Origin of the sequence: Brachybacterium sp. HMSC06H03 (genome assembly GCF_001807385.1) — a bacterium.
GTDB classification, from domain to species: Bacteria; Actinomycetota; Actinomycetes; order Actinomycetales; family Dermabacteraceae; genus Brachybacterium; species Brachybacterium conglomeratum.
Genome location: NZ_KV788643.1, coordinates 7,726 through 24,544, shown reverse-complemented (window position 1 = coordinate 24,544; position 16,819 = coordinate 7,726). Strand labels below are relative to the sequence as shown.

The 16,819-nt window shown below is 72.0% G+C and carries 16 protein-coding genes; 13 read left to right on the top strand and 3 right to left on the bottom strand.

All coding sequences use genetic code 11. The features are described 5' to 3' along the window. On the top strand, positions 1-538 hold a 538-nt coding region (locus HMPREF3159_RS01010; RefSeq protein WP_305764310.1), incomplete at its 5' end, for an SbcC/MukB-like Walker B domain-containing protein. A gap of 87 nt (positions 539-625) precedes the next feature. Here the strand turns inward: HMPREF3159_RS01010 and HMPREF3159_RS01005 are convergent. Next, positions 626-1,219, bottom strand: a complete 594-nt coding sequence (locus tag HMPREF3159_RS01005) for a TetR/AcrR family transcriptional regulator (RefSeq protein WP_070499169.1) — start codon at positions 1,217-1,219, stop codon at positions 626-628. A 129-nt stretch (positions 1,220-1,348) separates the two neighbouring features. Here HMPREF3159_RS01005 and HMPREF3159_RS01000 point away from each other — a divergent pair, with 129 nt between their 5' ends. Further along, positions 1,349-2,101, top strand: a complete 753-nt coding sequence (locus tag HMPREF3159_RS01000) for an SDR family NAD(P)-dependent oxidoreductase (protein ID WP_070499167.1) — start codon at positions 1,349-1,351, stop codon at positions 2,099-2,101. Here the strand turns inward: HMPREF3159_RS01000 and HMPREF3159_RS00995 are convergent. Then, positions 2,055-2,726, bottom strand: a complete 672-nt coding sequence (locus HMPREF3159_RS00995) for a VanZ family protein (protein ID WP_083305733.1) — start codon at positions 2,724-2,726, stop codon at positions 2,055-2,057. The genes HMPREF3159_RS01000 and HMPREF3159_RS00995 overlap by 47 nt on opposite strands. Before the next feature lie 70 nt (positions 2,727-2,796). On the opposite strand from HMPREF3159_RS00995, the gene HMPREF3159_RS00990 reads away from it, so the two are divergent. Next, entirely contained in the window at positions 2,797-3,777 is a 981-nt protein-coding gene (locus tag HMPREF3159_RS00990) for a beta-ketoacyl-ACP synthase III (RefSeq protein WP_070499165.1), read from the top strand. Positions 3,778-3,787: 10 nt separating this feature from the next. Here HMPREF3159_RS00990 and HMPREF3159_RS00985 read toward each other — a convergent pair whose 3' ends face one another. After that, positions 3,788-4,174 (bottom strand): hypothetical protein, encoded by a 387-nt coding sequence (locus HMPREF3159_RS00985; protein ID WP_141748012.1) that lies wholly within the window; start codon positions 4,172-4,174, stop codon positions 3,788-3,790. Between the two features lie 117 nt (positions 4,175-4,291). Between HMPREF3159_RS00985 and HMPREF3159_RS00980 the strand changes: the two genes are divergently transcribed. The 10 genes from HMPREF3159_RS00980 to HMPREF3159_RS00935 form a co-directional block, all read left to right on the top strand. Continuing rightward, positions 4,292-4,804: a DUF456 domain-containing protein gene (locus tag HMPREF3159_RS00980; protein ID WP_070499161.1), complete on the top strand. Its 513-nt coding sequence runs from the start codon at positions 4,292-4,294 to the stop codon at positions 4,802-4,804. Next, positions 4,801-6,831 (top strand): ABC transporter ATP-binding protein, encoded by a 2,031-nt coding sequence (locus HMPREF3159_RS00975; RefSeq protein WP_070499160.1) that lies wholly within the window; start codon positions 4,801-4,803, stop codon positions 6,829-6,831. Before HMPREF3159_RS00980 ends, HMPREF3159_RS00975 begins: the two co-directional genes overlap by 4 nt. After that, positions 6,828-8,711, top strand: a complete 1,884-nt coding sequence (locus HMPREF3159_RS00970; RefSeq protein ID WP_070499158.1) for an ABC transporter ATP-binding protein — start codon at positions 6,828-6,830, stop codon at positions 8,709-8,711. Before HMPREF3159_RS00975 ends, HMPREF3159_RS00970 begins: the two co-directional genes overlap by 4 nt. 4 nt (positions 8,712-8,715) lie before the next feature. Beyond that, positions 8,716-9,534: a class I SAM-dependent methyltransferase gene (locus tag HMPREF3159_RS00965; RefSeq protein ID WP_070499156.1), complete on the top strand. Its 819-nt coding sequence runs from the start codon at positions 8,716-8,718 to the stop codon at positions 9,532-9,534. A gap of 36 nt (positions 9,535-9,570) precedes the next feature. Then, positions 9,571-10,233, top strand: a complete 663-nt coding sequence (locus tag HMPREF3159_RS00960) for a DUF6318 family protein (RefSeq protein ID WP_070499174.1) — start codon at positions 9,571-9,573, stop codon at positions 10,231-10,233. Positions 10,234-10,366: 133 nt separating this feature from the next. Then, the gene (locus HMPREF3159_RS00955) at positions 10,367-12,103 is read left to right on the top strand and encodes an ABC transporter ATP-binding protein (protein ID WP_070499154.1); all 1,737 of its coding nucleotides are present in this window, start codon (positions 10,367-10,369) and stop codon (positions 12,101-12,103) included. Further along, entirely contained in the window at positions 12,103-14,154 is a 2,052-nt protein-coding gene (locus HMPREF3159_RS00950; RefSeq protein ID WP_070499153.1) for an ABC transporter ATP-binding protein, read from the top strand. Before HMPREF3159_RS00955 ends, HMPREF3159_RS00950 begins: the two co-directional genes overlap by 1 nt. 92 nt (positions 14,155-14,246) lie before the next feature. Beyond that, on the top strand, positions 14,247-15,179 hold the full coding sequence (locus tag HMPREF3159_RS00945; protein WP_070499152.1) for an ABC transporter substrate-binding protein: 933 nt from the start codon (positions 14,247-14,249) through the stop codon (positions 15,177-15,179). Further along, on the top strand, positions 15,176-16,156 hold the full coding sequence (locus HMPREF3159_RS00940) for an amino acid ABC transporter permease (protein ID WP_070499150.1): 981 nt from the start codon (positions 15,176-15,178) through the stop codon (positions 16,154-16,156). The genes HMPREF3159_RS00945 and HMPREF3159_RS00940 overlap by 4 nt, the downstream gene beginning before the upstream one ends. Beyond that, positions 16,156-16,819: amino acid ABC transporter ATP-binding protein (locus HMPREF3159_RS00935; RefSeq protein WP_305764309.1), on the top strand; the 664-nt coding region annotated here is incomplete at its 3' end. The genes HMPREF3159_RS00940 and HMPREF3159_RS00935, both read left to right, overlap by 1 nt.

Here is a 16,819-nt window from a genome sequence, read left to right as displayed (position 1 = left end):
CGTGGTGCGCGTCGCCGACCTCGCCACCGGCCGGTCCGCTGACGGCGAGCGGGTGCAGCTGTCGACCTACGTGCTCATGTGGCGACTGGACGCCGTGATCGACGCGGCCAACGCCCGCCTCGCCCTGTTCTCCGGCTCCGAGCTCGAGCTGCAGCGCGACCGCGGCGCCCGCGGCGCGCGGAAGACCGGACTGGACCTGCTGGTCCTCGACCGCCGCACCGACCAGGTGCGCGTGCCCGAGACCCTCTCCGGCGGCGAGACCTTCTTCGTCTCCCTCGCGCTCGCCCTGGGCCTCGCGGACATCGTCATGGGGGAGGCCGGCGGGGTCCAGATGGAGACCCTCTTCATCGACGAGGGCTTCGGCTCGCTGGACCCCGAGACGCTCGAGACCGTGGTGCGGGAGATCGGGCGGCTCGCCGAGAACGGCCGCACCGTCGGGATCGTCAGCCACGTCGGCGACATGAAGTCCCAGATCGCCGAGCAGATCCACGTGCGCCGCGGCGCCGACGCCCGCTCGACCCTGACCGTCACGGCCTGAGGCGCCCCCGGACCGGCCGCAGGCTCTTCAGCACCGTCAGGCCCGCGACCCTCGTACTGCTGATGGACCTGCTCCGAGGCGAGGCGCTCAGCGCGCCGCTGGGAGCACCGCGTCGACCACGGCGCGCAGGCGCTCCGGATCGAGCGGTGCCGCGCCCAGAGTCGCCAGCGACAGATAGCCGGTGAGCAGGTCGGCGACCACCTCGGGCGGCGCCGGCGGCACCGGCTCGCCGGCCGCGACGGCCCGCTCCAGCCGTGCGACCACCACCGCGCCCGCCGGGTGGGTGAGCACCTCGTCGAACAGCTCCCGACGGTCGGGCCCACCGGCCGATGCCGCCGCGAGAGCCCGCGCCACCGAACGGCCGCCCGGGCCGAGGATCGCCTCCGCCCGCGCCGTCAGCCAGGACTCGAGATCGGCGCGCAGATCCCCGGTCTCCGGCACCGGCAGGACGCCCAGCGAGAAGGTCCCCTGCAGCACGGCCTGCGCCACGACCTCCGCCTTCGAGCCCCAGACGCGGTAGATCAGCTGTTTGCCCACCCCGGCGCGGGCTGCGATCCGATCGATGGTCACCTCGTCGTACGGCTGCTCGCTGAGCAGCTCGCCGGCGGCCTCGAGCACCGCCCGGCGCCGCGCCGGATCGACGGGACGGCCGGGGCGGGGCGGGGGAGCGTCGGCGGGCATGCGTCGATCCTGCCACCGTCGGCGCCCCAGGCGTCCCACGATCCTCGCCCAGGCGATTATGAGACTGCGTTTCCATAATGGATGGAGGCCGCGGGACCGCGGCCGTCGTCGAGAGTCAGCGAGGACATCATGACCACCACATCCGACCGTTTCGCAGGGCGCACCGTCATCGTCACCGGCGCCGCCTCCGGCATCGGGCGCGCCACCACCCGACGGATCCTCGACGAGGGCGGCCGCGCCGTCGCCGTCGACCTCGCCGAGGAGGGCCTCTCGAGCCTCGCCGCGGAGGCCGGGGACGGAGCCGTCATCCCCGTGGTCGCCGACATCACCCGCGGCGAGGACGTGGCGCGCATCGTCGAGGCGGCGGGGGAGCGGATCGACGGCCTCGCCAACATCGCCGGGATCATGGACGGGATGGTGCCGCTCCACGAGCTCGAGGACCAGCTCTGGGAGAAGGTCATGGACGTGAACGTCACCGGCACCTTCGCCCTCACCCGCGCCGTGCTCCCGGCGATGCTGGAGGCCGGCCGAGGCGCGATCGTGAACGTCGCCTCCGAGGCGGGGCTGCGCGGCAGCGCCGCCGGCACCGCATACACCACGAGCAAGCACGCCGTCATCGGCCTGACCCGCTCGACGGCCGTGCTCTACGCCCCCAAGGGGATCCGCACCAACGCCGTCGCTCCCGGCCCCACCGCCACCGGCATCGAGGGCGGGATGCGCTCCGACTTCGCCGCCGAGCGCCTGGGGCCCTTCTTCGGCCTCATCCCACCGGTCGCGACCGCGGAGACCCTCGCGAGCTCGATCACCTGGCTGCTCAGCGACGACGCCGAGAACATCAACGGCCAGGTCCTCGCCTCCGACGGGGGCTGGTCCGCTCAGTGACCTCCGGGCCCTCCTCGCCCCCGTGCCACAGCTCCCGCCAGTGCTCCCAGGGGTCCGCGGACTCGGCGTGCTCGTGAACGAACAGCGGCACCCGCCAGCGGGTCAGCAGCGGGGCGAGGAGGACCCCCACCAGGGCGCCGAGCGTGTTCGCCAGCAGGTCCTCGATGTCCGCGATCCGCACCCCGCAGGGGTAGATCCCGAACGCGCCGGTGTACTGGGTGAGCTCGATCAGCGCCGAGAGCAGCATGCCGGTGGCGACCGACGCCGTCGCATCCAGTCGGAACACCCCGCGCAGGATCAGCCCCAGCGGCACGAACAGCGCCGTGTTCAGCGCCGCCTGCACCAGCGCGAAGCCCGTCCTCGCCGTGAGCGTGTGGAAGGGGTCCAGGCGCAGCACGCCGCCGGTGCGGGAGCGGCAGGTCAGCGCCACGTCGTAGGCCGGGGCGATCGTGAGCCCCGCGAGCGTCATCGTGTACACGCAGATCACGGCGATGCCGAGCAGCCGCTGCGGCTGCACCCGGCCGAAACGCCGGCGCTGCAACCAGCAGGCGGGCAGGAGGATCACGGCGAACACGCCGAGCCCTCCGACCACCCCCACCGCGCCCAGGCTCGCCAGCTCGCTCACGGGCGGAACGGTACACACCCCGCCCGCACTACCATCGTGAGGATCACTCCGCCCCTGTCAGGAGACCGCCATGACGACGAGCCCCCGTCCCTTCGCCGCCGCGACCCCCGCGGCCGGCTCGAGGATCCTCGGCACCGGCCATCACCGCCCCGAGCGCGTGATGACCAACCACGACCTCGAACAGCTCGTCGAGACGAGCGACGAGTGGATCCGCCAGCGCACCGGCATCGAGGAGCGTCGCATCGCGGCCGACGGGGTCGACGTCGGCGACCTCGCCGCGATCGCCGGACGCAATGCGCTCGCCGACGCGGGCGTCGACCCCTCCGAGGTCACGCAGGTCATCGTCGCGACCTGCTCCAACCACGAGCGCTCCCCGAGCGCCGCGGGCCGCGTCGCCCAGCAGCTCGGCATCCCCGCGCCCGCCGCCTTCGACGTGGGCGCGGCCTGCTCCGGCTTCGAGCACGCACTGGCGGTCGCCGACATGTCGATCCGCACCGGCGCCTCGACCACCACCCTCGTGATCGGGGCGGAGAAGCTCTCCGCCGTCACCGACTACACCGACCGCACCACCTGCATCCTCACGGCCGACGGGGCGGGCGCGATGGTGCTGACCGCGAGCGACGAGCCCGGGATCGCGCCGGTCGTGTGGGGCACCGTCCCCGAGCTCGCCGACGCCGTCACCATAGGCGGCGAGGGCCCCACCTTCGCCCAGCAGGGACGGCAGGTGCTCGGCTGGGCGCTGCGCGAGGCGCCGAAGATCTCGAAGCAGATCGTCGAGGCCGCCGGGCTCACCATGGAGGACATCGACGTGTTCGTGCCTCACCAGGCGAACCTGCGCATGATCGAGCCGCTCGCCGCCGCGCTCGGCCTGCGCGAGGACGCGATCGTCGCCGACGACATCATCACCTCCGGCAACACCTCCGCCGCGACGATCCCGCTGGCGATCTCGCGGATGCGCGAGGCCGGGCGCATCCCCTCCGGTGCGACCGCGCTGCTGGTCGGCTTCGGCGGCGGCTTCTCCTGGGCCGGCCAGGTGGTGCGCCTGCCCTGAGGTGCGGCTCTCAGCGGGCCAGCTCGGCGATGTCCTCCGGCATGCCGTCGCCGCCCATGGTCCGCACCCAGGCCCCCGCCCCGTCCTGGCGCACGGAGGAGTCGCCGTGGTCGGTCGAGAGCACCCACAGCACGTCGGCGCCCGACTCCCACACCACTCCGGGGAAGTAGCGCTCGACGTGCGGGAGGTCGTCGGCCCACACCGGCTCGCCGGACGCGTCGCGGATCGTCGGGCGCAGCTCCTCGCCGTCGGCGACGACGATCGCCGTGAAGTCCCCCGAGGGCGCGACGACCTCGTGCTCCGCGGTGGCCAGGCGCTCGTCGCGTCGGCCGGAGCAGGCGGCGAGCACCGCCGCGCTCGCCGCGGCGAGCATCGCCGGCAGCCCTCGCCGTGTCATCCTTCGTGCCATCCCCGCCCCCTGTGTTCTCCCGACCGATCGTAGGGGACCCTTGTGCCCGGAGCGGGCCGATAGGATCGACGAGGCCCCATCCGCTCCTGCGCCCCGGAGGACCTCGTGGTCGATTCCCTGACCGTCCAGATCATCATCACGGTCCTCGCCGGCCTCGCCTATGCCGTCGGCCTCACCGGCATCATCGTGCCGGTCCTGCCCGGCACCATCACGATCGTCATCGCGACGCTGATCTGGGCGATCCTGATCGGCGGCTGGCCCGCCTGGATCGCCTTCGGCATCGTGCTCCTGCTCGGCGCGGCCGGCATGACCGCCAGCTACGTCCTCACCGGGCGGCGCCTCCACGCCGCGGAGGTGCCGATGTGGCCGGTCTACGTCGCGATCGCCGCGGCGGTCGTCGGCTTCTTCGTCATCCCCTTCCTCGGGCTCCCGATCGGGTTCCTCGCCGGCCTGTACGTCGCCGAGTCGCTGCGGCTGAAGGACTGGAGGAAGGGCCTGGACAACGCGTGGATCGCGCTGAAGGCCCTCGGCACCGGGATCCTCATCGAGTTCTCCCTGGCGGTGCTGTCCACGTTCACCTTCGCGATCGCGGTCATCGTGCACTTCGTGACCGCATGACCACCTCGCAGCACCCCGCCGTCCTCGTCCCCGGGCTGAAGCGCCTGCTGAAGGGCTCGTGGGAGCAGAAGCGCTGGTTCGTCCTCGCCGTGCTCGGCGCGACCGCCTTCGCGCTGCTCCAGATCGCGACCTCCTCGATCATCGGCTGGGTCACTGAGGACGTCGTCGTCCCCTCCTTCGCCAGCGGCGAGGTCGCCCCCGCGCTCGTCCTCGGCGGGGGAGCGGCGATCCTCGGCATCGCCGTCGCCCGCGCCGTGACCGTCATGGCGCGGCGCGTCTTCGCCGCCGCCGCCCAGTTCGACCTCTTCCGCCTCTACCGCGAGCGGATCGTCCAGGTGTACGCGAAGGTGCCGCTGCTGTGGCACCGCCGCCAGGCCACCGGCACGCTGCTGAGCTCCGTCTACTCCGACGTCGAGGCGACCTTCTTCGCGATGGCGCCCTTCCCCTTCGCGCTGTCCACCCTGGTGATGCTGGTCTACGCGACCGTGGTCGTGGCCCGCATCGACCCGGTGATCCTGCTGGTCATGCTCGCGCTGATCGTGCTGCTGATCGTCCTCAACGTGCTCCTGCAGCGCTTCGCGACCCCGATCGCGATGCGCTCCCAGCAGCTGCGCGCCGAGGTCGCCGAGATCGCCCACGAGTCCTTCGACGGCGCGAACGTGGTGAAGTCCCTGGGCCGCGAGGACGTCGAGGAGCGGCGCTTCACCCGCGCCGCCGACGACCTGCGCGAGACCGGGATCCGCTTCGGCTACATCCGCGGCTGGTTCGACCCCGCCATCGACGCCCTCCCGAACCTCGGCATCCTCGCCGTCGCCGTGCTCGGCGCCTGGCGGATCGGGGAAGGGCACCTCACCACCGGCCAGCTCGTCGAGGTCGCCTACCTGTTCACTCTGATGTCCCTGCCGATCCGGTCGTTCGGCTGGGTGCTCGGGGACCTCTCCCGCACCGTCGTCGGCGGCGGCCGCGTGCAGAAGATCCTCGACGTCGACGAGGAGCGCACCTACGGTCCGGACCCGCTGCCGAGCGGACCCGGCGTGCTCGCCGTCGACCGGGTCTCCTTCGTCTACCGCGACGACCCCGCCGCCGTGATCCTCGGCCGCGGCGTCCGCAAGGAGCAGCTCGCCGTGCGGGAGGGGCATGCCCTCACCGACGTGTCCCTCCGCGCCGACCCGACGGCCGGGACCCGGGTGCTGGCCGTCGTCGGTGCGACCGGCTCCGGGAAGTCCACCCTCGCGCTGCTCGCCGCGGGCCTGGTCCCGCCGAGCAGCGGCACGATCAGCCTCGACGGAGCCCGCCTCGAGAGCCTCACCGCCGAGGCGCTCACCGCCGACGTCGCCCTCGTGCTGCAGCAGGCCTTCGTCATGGACGCGACCGTGCGCCAGAACGTCACCCTCGGCGAGGACATCGACGAGGAGACCGTGCGCTGGGCGCTGCGCGTCGCCCAGGCCGAGGCCTTCGTCGACGCGCTGCCGGACGGGCTCGACACCGAGCTCGGGGAGCGCGGCGGCTCCCTCTCCGGCGGGCAGCGCCAGCGCATCGCGCTCGCCCGGGCGCTGGCCCGTCGGCCCCGGCTGCTGATCCTCGACGACGCGACCAGCGCCTGCGACCCCAGCGTCGAGCTCGCCATCCTCGACGGGATCCGCCGCGAGATGACCGAGTCGACGCTGCTGCTGATCGCCTACCGCAAGTCCACGATCTCGCTCGCCGACCAGGTCGTGTTCCTCGACCACGGCCGCGTCGCCGATATCGGCCCTCACGAGGAGCTGCGGGCGCGCAGCGAGGGCTATCGCGCGCTGGTGGACGCCTACGACGAGGCCGCGATCTCCCACAGCCTGCTCGAGGCCAGCAAGCCCCCGCCCAGCGACGCCCCCGAGGAGGAGCCCGACCCCGTCACCGGCGCGATCGAGATCCACGGCGCGGGACGTCACCGCCACGAGGAGTCGGTCGCCGACGAGGGCGAGTGCGAGCCGCCCACCCGGACCGGCGGGGTCCCCGCCGTCGACGCCGACCAGGAGGCCGGGCGATGACCGCCGCACCCGCATCCCGCACCTCCTCCGCCCTCGGCGGGGAGGCCGCCGCCGACGAGGGCGCGATCGCGACCATCCGCCGGGGCCTGGCGCTGACCCCCGAGCTGCTGCGCGGGCTGTGGATCACGCTGCTGCTGGCCGTGATCGCGACCGCCGGCAAGGTGGTCGTGCCGATCGCCGTCCAGGCCATCCTCGACCGCGGCATCATCGCGCCCGAGACCCCCGACGTCGCCTTCGTCGCCGGCGCCGCGGGGCTCGCCGCACTGGTGCTGCTCGCGACCGCGACCTGCAACGTGCTGATGAACCGGCGCCTGTTCCGCCTGGCCGAGACGTCGCTGGCTACCCTGCGCAAGCGCGCCTTCCGCCACATCCACGACCTGTCCCTGCTCACCCAGGGCACCGAGCAGCGCGGCGCCCTCGTCTCCCGCGTGACCAGCGACGTCGACACCGTCAGCCAGTTCATGAGCTTCGGCGGGATCATGCTGGTGGTGATGAGCTTCCAGCTCGTCCTCGCCACCGCCGTGATGGCCTTCTACTCCTGGCCGCTCGCGCTCGTGGTGTGGCTGTGCTACCTCCCGATCCTCATGATCATGGGCTCCCTGCAGAAGCGGATCCGCGCCCGTTACCAGGTGGTGCGCACGAAGGTCGGCGAGATGCTCGGCACCGTCTCGGAGTCCCTCGTCGGCTCCGCGACCGTGCGCGCCTACGGCACCGAGGAGCGCACCCGCCAGGCCCAGGTCGGCCGGATCGGCGCGGTGCGCGACGCCCAGTTCGCGGTGCTGCGCCCCCAGTCCGCGTCCTTCTTCCTCTCGGAGACGGCCGACGGGCTCGCCACCGCCGTCGTGGTCGTGGTCGGGGTGGTGCTCGGCACCGGCGCGCTCGGGATCGACCTGCCCGGCGCCGACCTCACCGCCGGCGGCGTGGTCGCCTTCGTCTTCCTCGTCTCCCTGTTCAGCCAGCCCGTCCGCATGGGCATCGAGATGCTCTCGGAGGCGCAGAACGCGGTGGCGGGCTGGCGGCGCGTGCTCGGCGTGCTCGACACCCCGGCCGACGTCGCCGATCCCGGCGGCGCCATCGACCCCCGCACCGGCCGACGCGGCGAGCCCGTCCCCGGAGCGACGCCGCTGCCGGACGGGCTGCTCGACATCGAGATCCGCGAGCTGCGCTACCGCTACCCGACCGGCCCCGAGGTCATCCACGGCCTGGACGTCACCATCCCCGCCCGCTCCCGCATCGCGATCGTGGGGGAGACCGGCAGCGGCAAGACCACCTTCGCCAAGCTGCTCACCCGCATGATGGACCCCGCCTCCGGCACCATCGAGGTGGGCGGGGTGCCGCTGCACCTGGTGCCCTACGACTCGCTGCGCTCACGCGTGATCATGGTGCCGCAGGAGGGTTTCCTCTTCGACACCACCGTCGCCGGGAACCTGCTCTACGGACGGCCCGACGCGAGCGAGGCGCAGATGCGGCAGGCGCTGGACGAGCTGGGGCTCGGCACCTGGGCCGAGGAGCTGCCGGAGGGGCTGGACACCCCCGTCGGCCAGCGCGGCGAGTCCCTCAGCGCGGGGGAGCGGCAGCTCGTCGCGCTCGCCCGCGCCTATCTCGCCGACCCCGACATCATCGTCCTGGACGAGGCGACCAGCGCCGTGGACCCCGCAGCCGACGTGCGCCTGCAGCAGGCGATCGACGGCCTCGCCCGCGGTCGCACCACGATCACCATCGCCCACCGGCTCTCCACCGCCGAGCGCGCCGACCGGATCATGGTGCTGGACCACGGCGACCTCGTCGAGCACGGCACCCACGCCGAGCTCGTCGACCTCGAGGGCGGTATCTACGCCGAGCTGCACCGGTCCTGGGTCGCACACCGGGCGGAGCGGTGAGCCGATGACCGACCCGCGGCATCCGCCGATCCCGCCGATCTCCTCCCGCGACGAGCCGCGGTTCCGGGACGGTGCCCGCAAGCAGACCCTCGCCGGGGCCTTCCAGGGACAGGGCGCCGACTACGACCGGCTGCGGCCGGGGTACCCGCCCGCGGCGCTGGAGGCGATGCTCGCGGCGCTGGCCGATGCCCCCGAGCCGCTCCGCGCCGTGGATCTCGGGGCGGGGACGGGGAAGCTGTCGTGGGCGCTGGTGGAGCGGGGGTTCGAGGTGACCGCGGTGGACACCAGCGCGGAGATGCTGGAGACCGCCCGTCGCCGCGGAGCCCTGGGCGCGCTCGCCACCCGCGTCGCTCCCGCCGAGGCGACCGGGCTGCCCGCGGCGTCGGCCGAGCTGGTCACCGTCGCGCAGGCGTGGCACTGGTTCGACGCGGAGGCGGCGTCGGCCGAGGTGCTGCGGCTGCTCGCGCCCGGGGGAGTGCTCGCCCTGGTGTGGAACATGCTCGACGTGACGATCCCGTGGGTGCACCGTCTCTCCCGGATCATGCACGCCGGGGACATCCATCGCGAGGACTTCGCACCGACCGTCGGCGACGGGCTCGAGCTCATCGATCGTCGCGCCTTCACCTGGGAGGACCCGATGCCCACCCAGGACGTCATCGACCTCGCCCGCACCCGCAGCTACGTCATCACCGCCCCCGAGGAGCGGCGGCAGAAGGTGCTCGCGAACCTCGACTGGTACCTCCACGACCACCTCGGCCACGCCCGCGGGGCGAGGGTCGGGGTGCCCTACCGCACCGACCTGTTCCTGTACCGCGCCCGCTGAGGGAGCCTCCCGGCCGCGTCCTCTACCGTGGAGCCCGTGAACCGCCCCGTCCAACGCCTCATCGTCGTCGCCCTCGCCCTCGTGCTCCTCGTTCCCGTCGGCGCGCTGGGGATCTCCCAGCTGCTGAACCCCGGCGGTCAGGAGGAGCAGGTGAGCGAGAGCGCCGGTGATCCCGGGAACCCGGAGAACCGGCCGACGGCCGACCCCGCCGAGCAGCCGCCCCGCCCGGACCTGCCGCGCCCCGAGGAGCCAGCGGAGCTCACCGAGCAGAGCGAGGCCGGGGCCGAGGCGACCCTGACCTACCTGCTCGGCTCCTACGACTACATGATGAGCAGCGGCGACATCTCCGTCTGGGAGGACAAGGTCGACCCGAACTGCCAGGTGTGCGTGACTTTCCTGCAGAACGCCGAGCAGCTCGCCGCCCAGGACGGCTATCTCACCGGCGGCGCCTTCGAGGTGCACTCCACCAGCTTCGCCGGCACCGGGGAGCCGCCCGCGACCGGCACCGTCACCGCGCAGTTCACGCAGGAGGCCTCGGTCCTCGTCGACGACCCGAGCCTGCAGGCCAACGCCCTCGACGAGGTCACCGGACAGCTCATCGCCACGGTCGCCTGGGACGGGGAGCGCTGGCGCGTGACCGACATGTCCATCGCCCCGCCCGAGGGCGCGGCCTCCGATGCGGGCGGCGCCGCGGGCTGACCCGCCCGACACTCATCGGCTCCGCGCTGCGCGGAACCGTCGATGGTCGGATGCCCCTGTCAGGCGCCTGTGCCTATGCTTCCGGGGCCGACCGGATCCTGCCCGGCCCGGACGGCCCTTCGGAAGGATTCTCGTGACCTTGCTGCGCCTCGTGCTCGGGGGCCTGAAGCCGTACGTGATCTGGGTGCTCCTCGTGGTGCTCTTCCAGATCGCCGGCGTGCTGGCCGCCCTCTACCTCCCCACCCTCAACGCCGACATCATCGACGACGGCGTCGCGAAGGCCGACGTCCCCGTGATCTGGGAGCTCGGCCGGATCATGCTGGTCATCTCGCTGGGGAACATCATCGCGCTCGTCGCGGCGAACTTCTTCGCCGCCCGCTCCGCGATGCGGGTCGGCAAGGACCTGCGCCAGGCGGTCTTCCGCCGCGTGAACTCCTTCTCCCCGCGCGAGCTCGCCGAGTTCGGCACCCCCTCGCTCATCACCCGCTCCACGAACGACGTGCAGCAGGTGCAGATGCTGATCTTCTTCTCCCTGAACATGCTGGTCCAGGCCCCCGTCACGGGGATCGGCGGGGTGATCCTCGCGCTGCGGGTCGAGCCGGGGATGGCCTGGCTGATCGCGGTGATGGTGCCGGTCATGCTCGTCGCCGTCGGCCTGCTCATCGCCCGCGCGGCGCCCCTGTTCAAGCAGATGCAGGGCAAGATCGACGACATCAACGGCGTGCTGCGCGAGCAGATCACCGGCATCCGCGTGCTGCGCGCCTTCGTGCGCGAGGACCGCGAGCGGGAGCGCTACGCCGTGGTCAACGGCGAGCTGACCGAGCTGAACCGTCGCATCGGCCTGCTGATGATCCTCATCAACCCGATCATCATGTTCATCCTGAACATGTCGAGCGTCCTCGTGCTGCTGGTCGCCGCGCCGCGCATCGACTCCGGCCAGATGGAGGTCGGCTCGATCACCGCCTTCATCGCCTATCTCATGCAGATCCTCATCGCGGTGATGATGGCGACCTTCATGACGATGATGATCCCGCGCGCCATGGTCTCCGCCGAGCGCATCACCGAGGTGCTCGAGACCGAGACCAGCGTCCACCAGCGCACCGACGGGTTCCGCGAGATCGAGGGCCCGATCGAGCTGACCTTCGAGGACGTCTCCTTCACCTATCCCGGCGCCGAGCGACCCGTGCTCCAGGACATCTCCTTCACCGCCCGCGCCGGGCAGACCGTCGCGATCATCGGCGGCACCGGCGCCGGCAAGACCACCCTGATCAACCTCGTCCCGCGCCTGATGGACGCGACCGAGGGACGCGTGCTGCTGAACGGGCACGACGTGCGCGACCTCGACGCCCGCGTGCTCTGGGACCGGGTCGGCCTCGTGCCGCAGCGGCCCTACCTGTTCTCCGGCACCGTCGCGACGAACCTCCGCTTCGGGAACCCGACCGCCGACGAGCAGGAGCTCTGGCACGCCCTCACCGTCGCGCAGGGCCGGGACTTCGTCGCCGCGATGCCCGAGCAGCTCGACTCCCCGATCGCGCAGGGCGGCACGAACGTCTCCGGCGGGCAGCGGCAGCGGCTCTGCATCGCGCGGGCGCTCGCCGCGAAGCCGTCGCTGTACCTCTTCGACGACTCCTTCAGCGCGCTGGACCTCACCACCGATGCCCGCCTGCGCGCCGCGCTCGTGCCCGAGACCCGCGACGCGCTCCAGCTCGTGGTCGCCCAGCGCGTCTCCACCATCACCGGCGCCGACCTGATCCTCGTGCTGGACAATGGCCGGATCGTCGGGCAGGGCACCCATGCCGAGCTGCTGGAGGGCTCGGAGACGTACCGCGAGATCGTCCGCAGCCAGGGCGTCGAGGAGGAGGTGGCGTGATGAGCACCGAGGAGAGCACCCCGGCCGACGAGATCGCCGCGGAGAAGGACGCCGAGCGCGGACTGCGTCCGGGCCAGAGCGCGAAGAACTTCTGGCCCTCGACGAAGCGCCTGCTGCGCGAGATGGGCCCCGAGCGGGCGTACCTGATCGCCGCGATCCTCGTCGGCGTCGTGTCCGTGGGCTTCTCCGTGGTGGGGCCGAGGATCCTCGGCCGCGCCACCGACATCATCTTCACGGGCCTGATCTCGAAGGGCCTGCCCGCCGGCGCCGACCCCGACCAGGTCATCGAGGGGCTGCGCGCGCAGGGCGAGGAGCAGTTCGCGGACATGCTCTCGGGGATGACCCTCACCCCCGGCGAGGGCATCGACTTCGGCGCGCTGTACCAGACCCTCGGCCTGGCCGTCGGCCTCTTCGCCGTCTCCGCGCTGCTGATGTGGCTGCAGGGCGTGGCCCTGAACCGGATCCTGGTGCGGATGGTCTCCCGACTGCGCCGCGACGTCGAGGAGAAGCTGCACCGCCTGCCGCTGAAGTACTTCGACCGGATGAAGCGCGGCGAGATCCTCTCCCGCGTCACCAACGACATCGACAACATCCAGAACACCCTGATGAACACCGTCACGGGGCTGGTGAACTCGATCCTCACCGTGCTCGGCGTGCTGGTGATGATGCTGATGATCTCCTGGCAGCTCTCGCTGATCGGGCTCGCCGTGATCCCCGTGGCGCTCGTGCTCACGGGCGTCGTCGGCGCCCGCGCGCAGAAGCTGTTCGCCCAGCAGTGGGACGCGACGGGCGTGGTGAACTCCGAGGTCGAGGAGGCCTACACCGGGCACGCCCTGGTGACCGTCTTCGGCCGCCGCGAGGAGGTCGCCGCCCGCTTCGAGGAGCGCAACGACCACCTGTTCCGGGCCACTTTCGGCGCCCAGTTCGTCTCCTCCCTGATCATGCCGCTGATGATGTTCGTGGGGAACCTCAGCTATGTCGTCATCGCGATCGTGGGCGGGCTGCGGATCATCTCCGGCCAGCTCACCCTCGGCGACGTGCAGGCCTTCATCCAGTACTCGCGCCAGTTCACGCAGCCGCTCTCGCAGGTCGCCTCGATGGCGACGATGCTGCAGTCCGGCGTGGCCAGCGCCGAGCGGGTCTTCGAGCTGCTGGACGCCGAGGAGCAGGAGCCCGAGACCACCGAGGCCACCGCCGCGGCCGGGATCCGCGAGGGGCGCGTCGAGTTCGAGCACGTCCGCTTCTCCTACAGCCCCGACCGCGAGCTGATCCGGGACCTGTCGCTCGTCGCCGACCCGGGCCACACCGTCGCGATCGTCGGGCCGACGGGGGCCGGGAAGACGACGCTGGTGAACCTCGTGATGCGGTTCTACGAGGTGGACGACGGACGGATCACGGTCGACGGGATCGACATCCGCGACCTCACGCGCGCCCAGCTGCGCGAGCGCACCGGGATGGTCCTCCAGGACACCTGGCTGTTCAAGGGCACCCTGCGCGAGAACATCCGCTACGGGCGGCTGGACGCGACCGACGACGAGGTGATCGAGGCCGCCGTCGCCACCCACGTCGACGACTTCGCCCGCCAGCTGCCGGACGGCTACGACACGATCGTGGACGACGACGGAACGACCCTCTCCGCCGGCGAGAAGCAGCTGGTCACCATCGCCCGCGCCTTTCTCGCCCGGCCCAGCCTGCTGATCCTGGACGAGGCGACCTCCAGCGTGGACACCCGCACCGAGGTGCTCGTGCAGAACGCCATGAACCGCCTGCGCGAGGGCCGCACCAGCTTCGTCATCGCCCACCGCCTCTCCACCATCCGCGACGCGGACCTGATCCTCGTGATGGAGGCGGGGGACATCGTCGAGCAGGGCTCCCACGAGGAGCTGCTCGCGGCCGGCGGCGCCTATGCGCGGCTGTACCGCTCCCAGTTCGAGGGCGCGGCGGTCGACCTCGACGCGCAGGAGCGCGCGCAGGAGGACGCCGCCGACGCCGCCTCCGAGGCGGAGGCCGGTGAGGCGCCGACGACGACGGGCCCGATCTCGCTCGGCTGAGGAGCCTCCCGCCCGTTCCGACGGCCGCCGCCCCGTGGTGAGCCTTCCGACACCGAGTTGTGGTCATGCAGGGTTATGAATACTATTCATCGGTGACTTCCCTCCGACCCCGTCGCCGCACCCTGCTGCGCGCCGCGCCCCTGGCCCTCGCCACGGGCGCGCTCACCCCGGTGCTGACCTCCTGCACCCGCGCCTCCGAGCGCCTGGACGCCGAGTCGAACGCCGTGCCCGAGGTGGACCTCTCCGGCATCGAGGAGGTCCCCGAGATCTCCGCCCTCGTCCCCGCGGACATCCGCGAGCGCGGCGAGCTGGTCAACGGCGCCGCCCTGAACTACGCCCCCGGCGAGTTCGTCGGCTCGAGCGGGAGGGCGATCGGCTACGACATCGACATCCTCGCCGGGATCGGCGCCGTCCTCGGCCTCGCCACCCGCACCGAGGCGGCGGTGTTCGCGCAGATCATCCCCGCCGTCGGCTCCACCTACGACGTCGGCATGTCGAGCTTCACCGTCAACGAGGAGCGCCTGGCCGCCGTGGACATGGTGTCCTACTTCCGGGCCGGCATCTCCTACGCGGTGAAGGCCGGGAACCCCTATGGCATCCATCCCGACGACCTGTGCGGCAAGCGCGTCGCCCTCCAGGTCGGCACCTACCAGGAGGAGCTCTCCATCGAGCGCTCCCAGGAGTGCCGCGACCAGGGCCTCGGCGGCTACGACATGCTCGCCTACGCCTCGAACTCCGACGCCGCGACCAACGTCGCCGGCGGCAAGGGCGACATCCTCATGGCCGACTCCCCGGTCACCGCCTACGCCGTGGCCCGCTCCCGCGGGACCCTCGAGCCGATCGGCGAGATCGAGGAGTCGGCGCTGAACGGCATCGTGGTGGCCAAGGACCAGCCCGAGCTGGCCGAGGCGATCCGCGCCGCCGTGCAGCACCTCATCGACGACGGCCACATGGAGCGCATCCTCGCTGCATGGGGCAACGAAGCAGGAATGATCCCGACCGCGGAAGTGAACCCCCAGCCGTGACCACCACCCAGACCCCCGGCCCCGCCAGTCCCGCGACCGAGGGCGGCTTCACCCCGATCCGCGCGAAAGCTGCGCCGCGCCCCGGCACCTGGATCTCCGCCGTGATCGTGGCCCTGCTGGCCGCGGGCCTCGTCGGCTTCCTCGTGACAAACCCCGTGCTCGAATGGGGCACCGTCGCGACCTACCTCCTCGACGTGAAGGTGGTCCAGGGCGTCGGCTGGACGCTGCTGCTGACCCTGCTGTCGATGATCCTCGGCACCGTCGTCGCGCTCACCGCCGCGATCATGCGCCGCTCCGAGAACCCCGTGCTGCGCGGCGTGAGCTGGGCGTACATCTTCGTCTTCCGCGGCATCCCGGTGTACACGCAGCTCGTGTTCTGGGGCCTGTTCACCGTGATCGTCCCCAAGATCGTGGTCGGGGTGCCGTTCGGACCCGAGCTGTGGAGCTTCTCCACCCGCGACCTGCTCACCGCCTTCTGGGCGGCCGTGATCGGGCTGGGCCTGAACGAGGGCGCCTATCTCGCCGAGATCATCCGCTCCGGCCTGAACTCCGTGGACAAGGGGCAGACCGAGGCGTCCAAGGCGCTCGGCATGGGGAACGGGACCATCCTGCGCCGCATCATCGTGCCGCAGGCCATGCGCGTGATCGTGCCGCCGCTCGGGAACGAGACCATCGGCATGCTGAAGACCACCTCGCTGGTGCTCGCGGTGCCCTTCACCCTCGACCTCACCTTCGCCACCAACGGCATCGCCAACAAGCTGTTCACCCCGATCCCGCTGCTGATCGTCGCGGCGCTGTGGTACCTCGCGATCACCTCGGTGCTGATGGTGGGCCAGCACTACCTCGAGCGGTACTTCGGCCGCGGCTTCGACGCCCGCACCCCCGCCCGCCCCGGCCGCGGCGGACGCTCCCGCCAGGCCGCCGTGAACAGCGCCGGCACGACCCCGCAGGACCCGCTCCCGGAGGTGGAGCTGTGATGAGCCAGAACGACGAGACCCCGGTCGTGATCCAGGTCGAGGGCGTCCACAAGACCTTCGGCGACCTCCACGTCCTGAAGGGCTGCGACCTCACCGTCCGCTCCGGCGAGGTGGCCGTGCTGGTGGGCCCCTCCGGCTCCGGCAAGTCCACCCTGCTGCGCTGCATCAACCAGCTCGAGGAGCCCACCGCGGGCCGCGTCCTGATCGACGGGGTCGTGCAGGGCTACCGCGCCGAGCCCCTGCCCGACGGGCGCTGGCAGAAGCTCCGTCCCGCCGAGATCGCCGCGCAGCGCTCCCGCATCGGCATGGTCTTCCAGCGCTTCCACCTCTTCCCGCATCTCACCGCGCTCGCCAACGTGATGGAGGCGCCCGTGCAGGTGCGCGGCCTGCCGAAGGCCGCCGCGGAGAAGAAGGCCCGCGAGCTGCTGGAGCGGGTGGGGCTCGGCGACCGCGCCGACCACTACCCCTCCGAGCTCTCCGGCGGCCAGCAGCAGCGTGTCGCGATCGCCCGGGCGCTGGCCATGGACCCCGAGCTGATGCTCTTCGACGAGCCCACCAGCGCCCTGGACCCCGAACTGGTCTCCGAGGTGCTCACCGTGCTCAAGGATCTCGCGGCCGACGGGATGACCATGGTCGTGGTCACCCACGAGATGGGCTTCGCCC

What these genes read in the sequence shown, in the direction of transcription:
- HMPREF3159_RS00990 (WP_070499165.1), top strand. Translation starts at nt 2,797, where the DNA reads ATGACGACGAGCCCCCGTCCCTTCGCCGCCGCGACCCCCGCGGCCGGC.
- HMPREF3159_RS00950 (WP_070499153.1), top strand. Translation starts at nt 12,103, where the DNA reads ATGAGCACCGAGGAGAGCACCCCGGCCGACGAGATCGCCGCGGAGAAG.
- HMPREF3159_RS00965 (WP_070499156.1), top strand. Translation starts at nt 8,716, where the DNA reads ATGACCGACCCGCGGCATCCGCCGATCCCGCCGATCTCCTCCCGCGAC.
- HMPREF3159_RS01005 (WP_070499169.1), bottom strand. Translation starts at nt 1,219, where the DNA reads ATGCCCGCCGACGCTCCCCCGCCCCGCCCCGGCCGTCCCGTCGATCCG.
- HMPREF3159_RS01000 (WP_070499167.1), top strand. Translation starts at nt 1,349, where the DNA reads ATGACCACCACATCCGACCGTTTCGCAGGGCGCACCGTCATCGTCACC.
- HMPREF3159_RS00975 (WP_070499160.1), top strand. Translation starts at nt 4,801, where the DNA reads ATGACCACCTCGCAGCACCCCGCCGTCCTCGTCCCCGGGCTGAAGCGC.
- HMPREF3159_RS00985 (WP_141748012.1), bottom strand. Translation starts at nt 4,174, where the DNA reads ATGACACGGCGAGGGCTGCCGGCGATGCTCGCCGCGGCGAGCGCGGCG.
- HMPREF3159_RS00970 (WP_070499158.1), top strand. Translation starts at nt 6,828, where the DNA reads ATGACCGCCGCACCCGCATCCCGCACCTCCTCCGCCCTCGGCGGGGAG.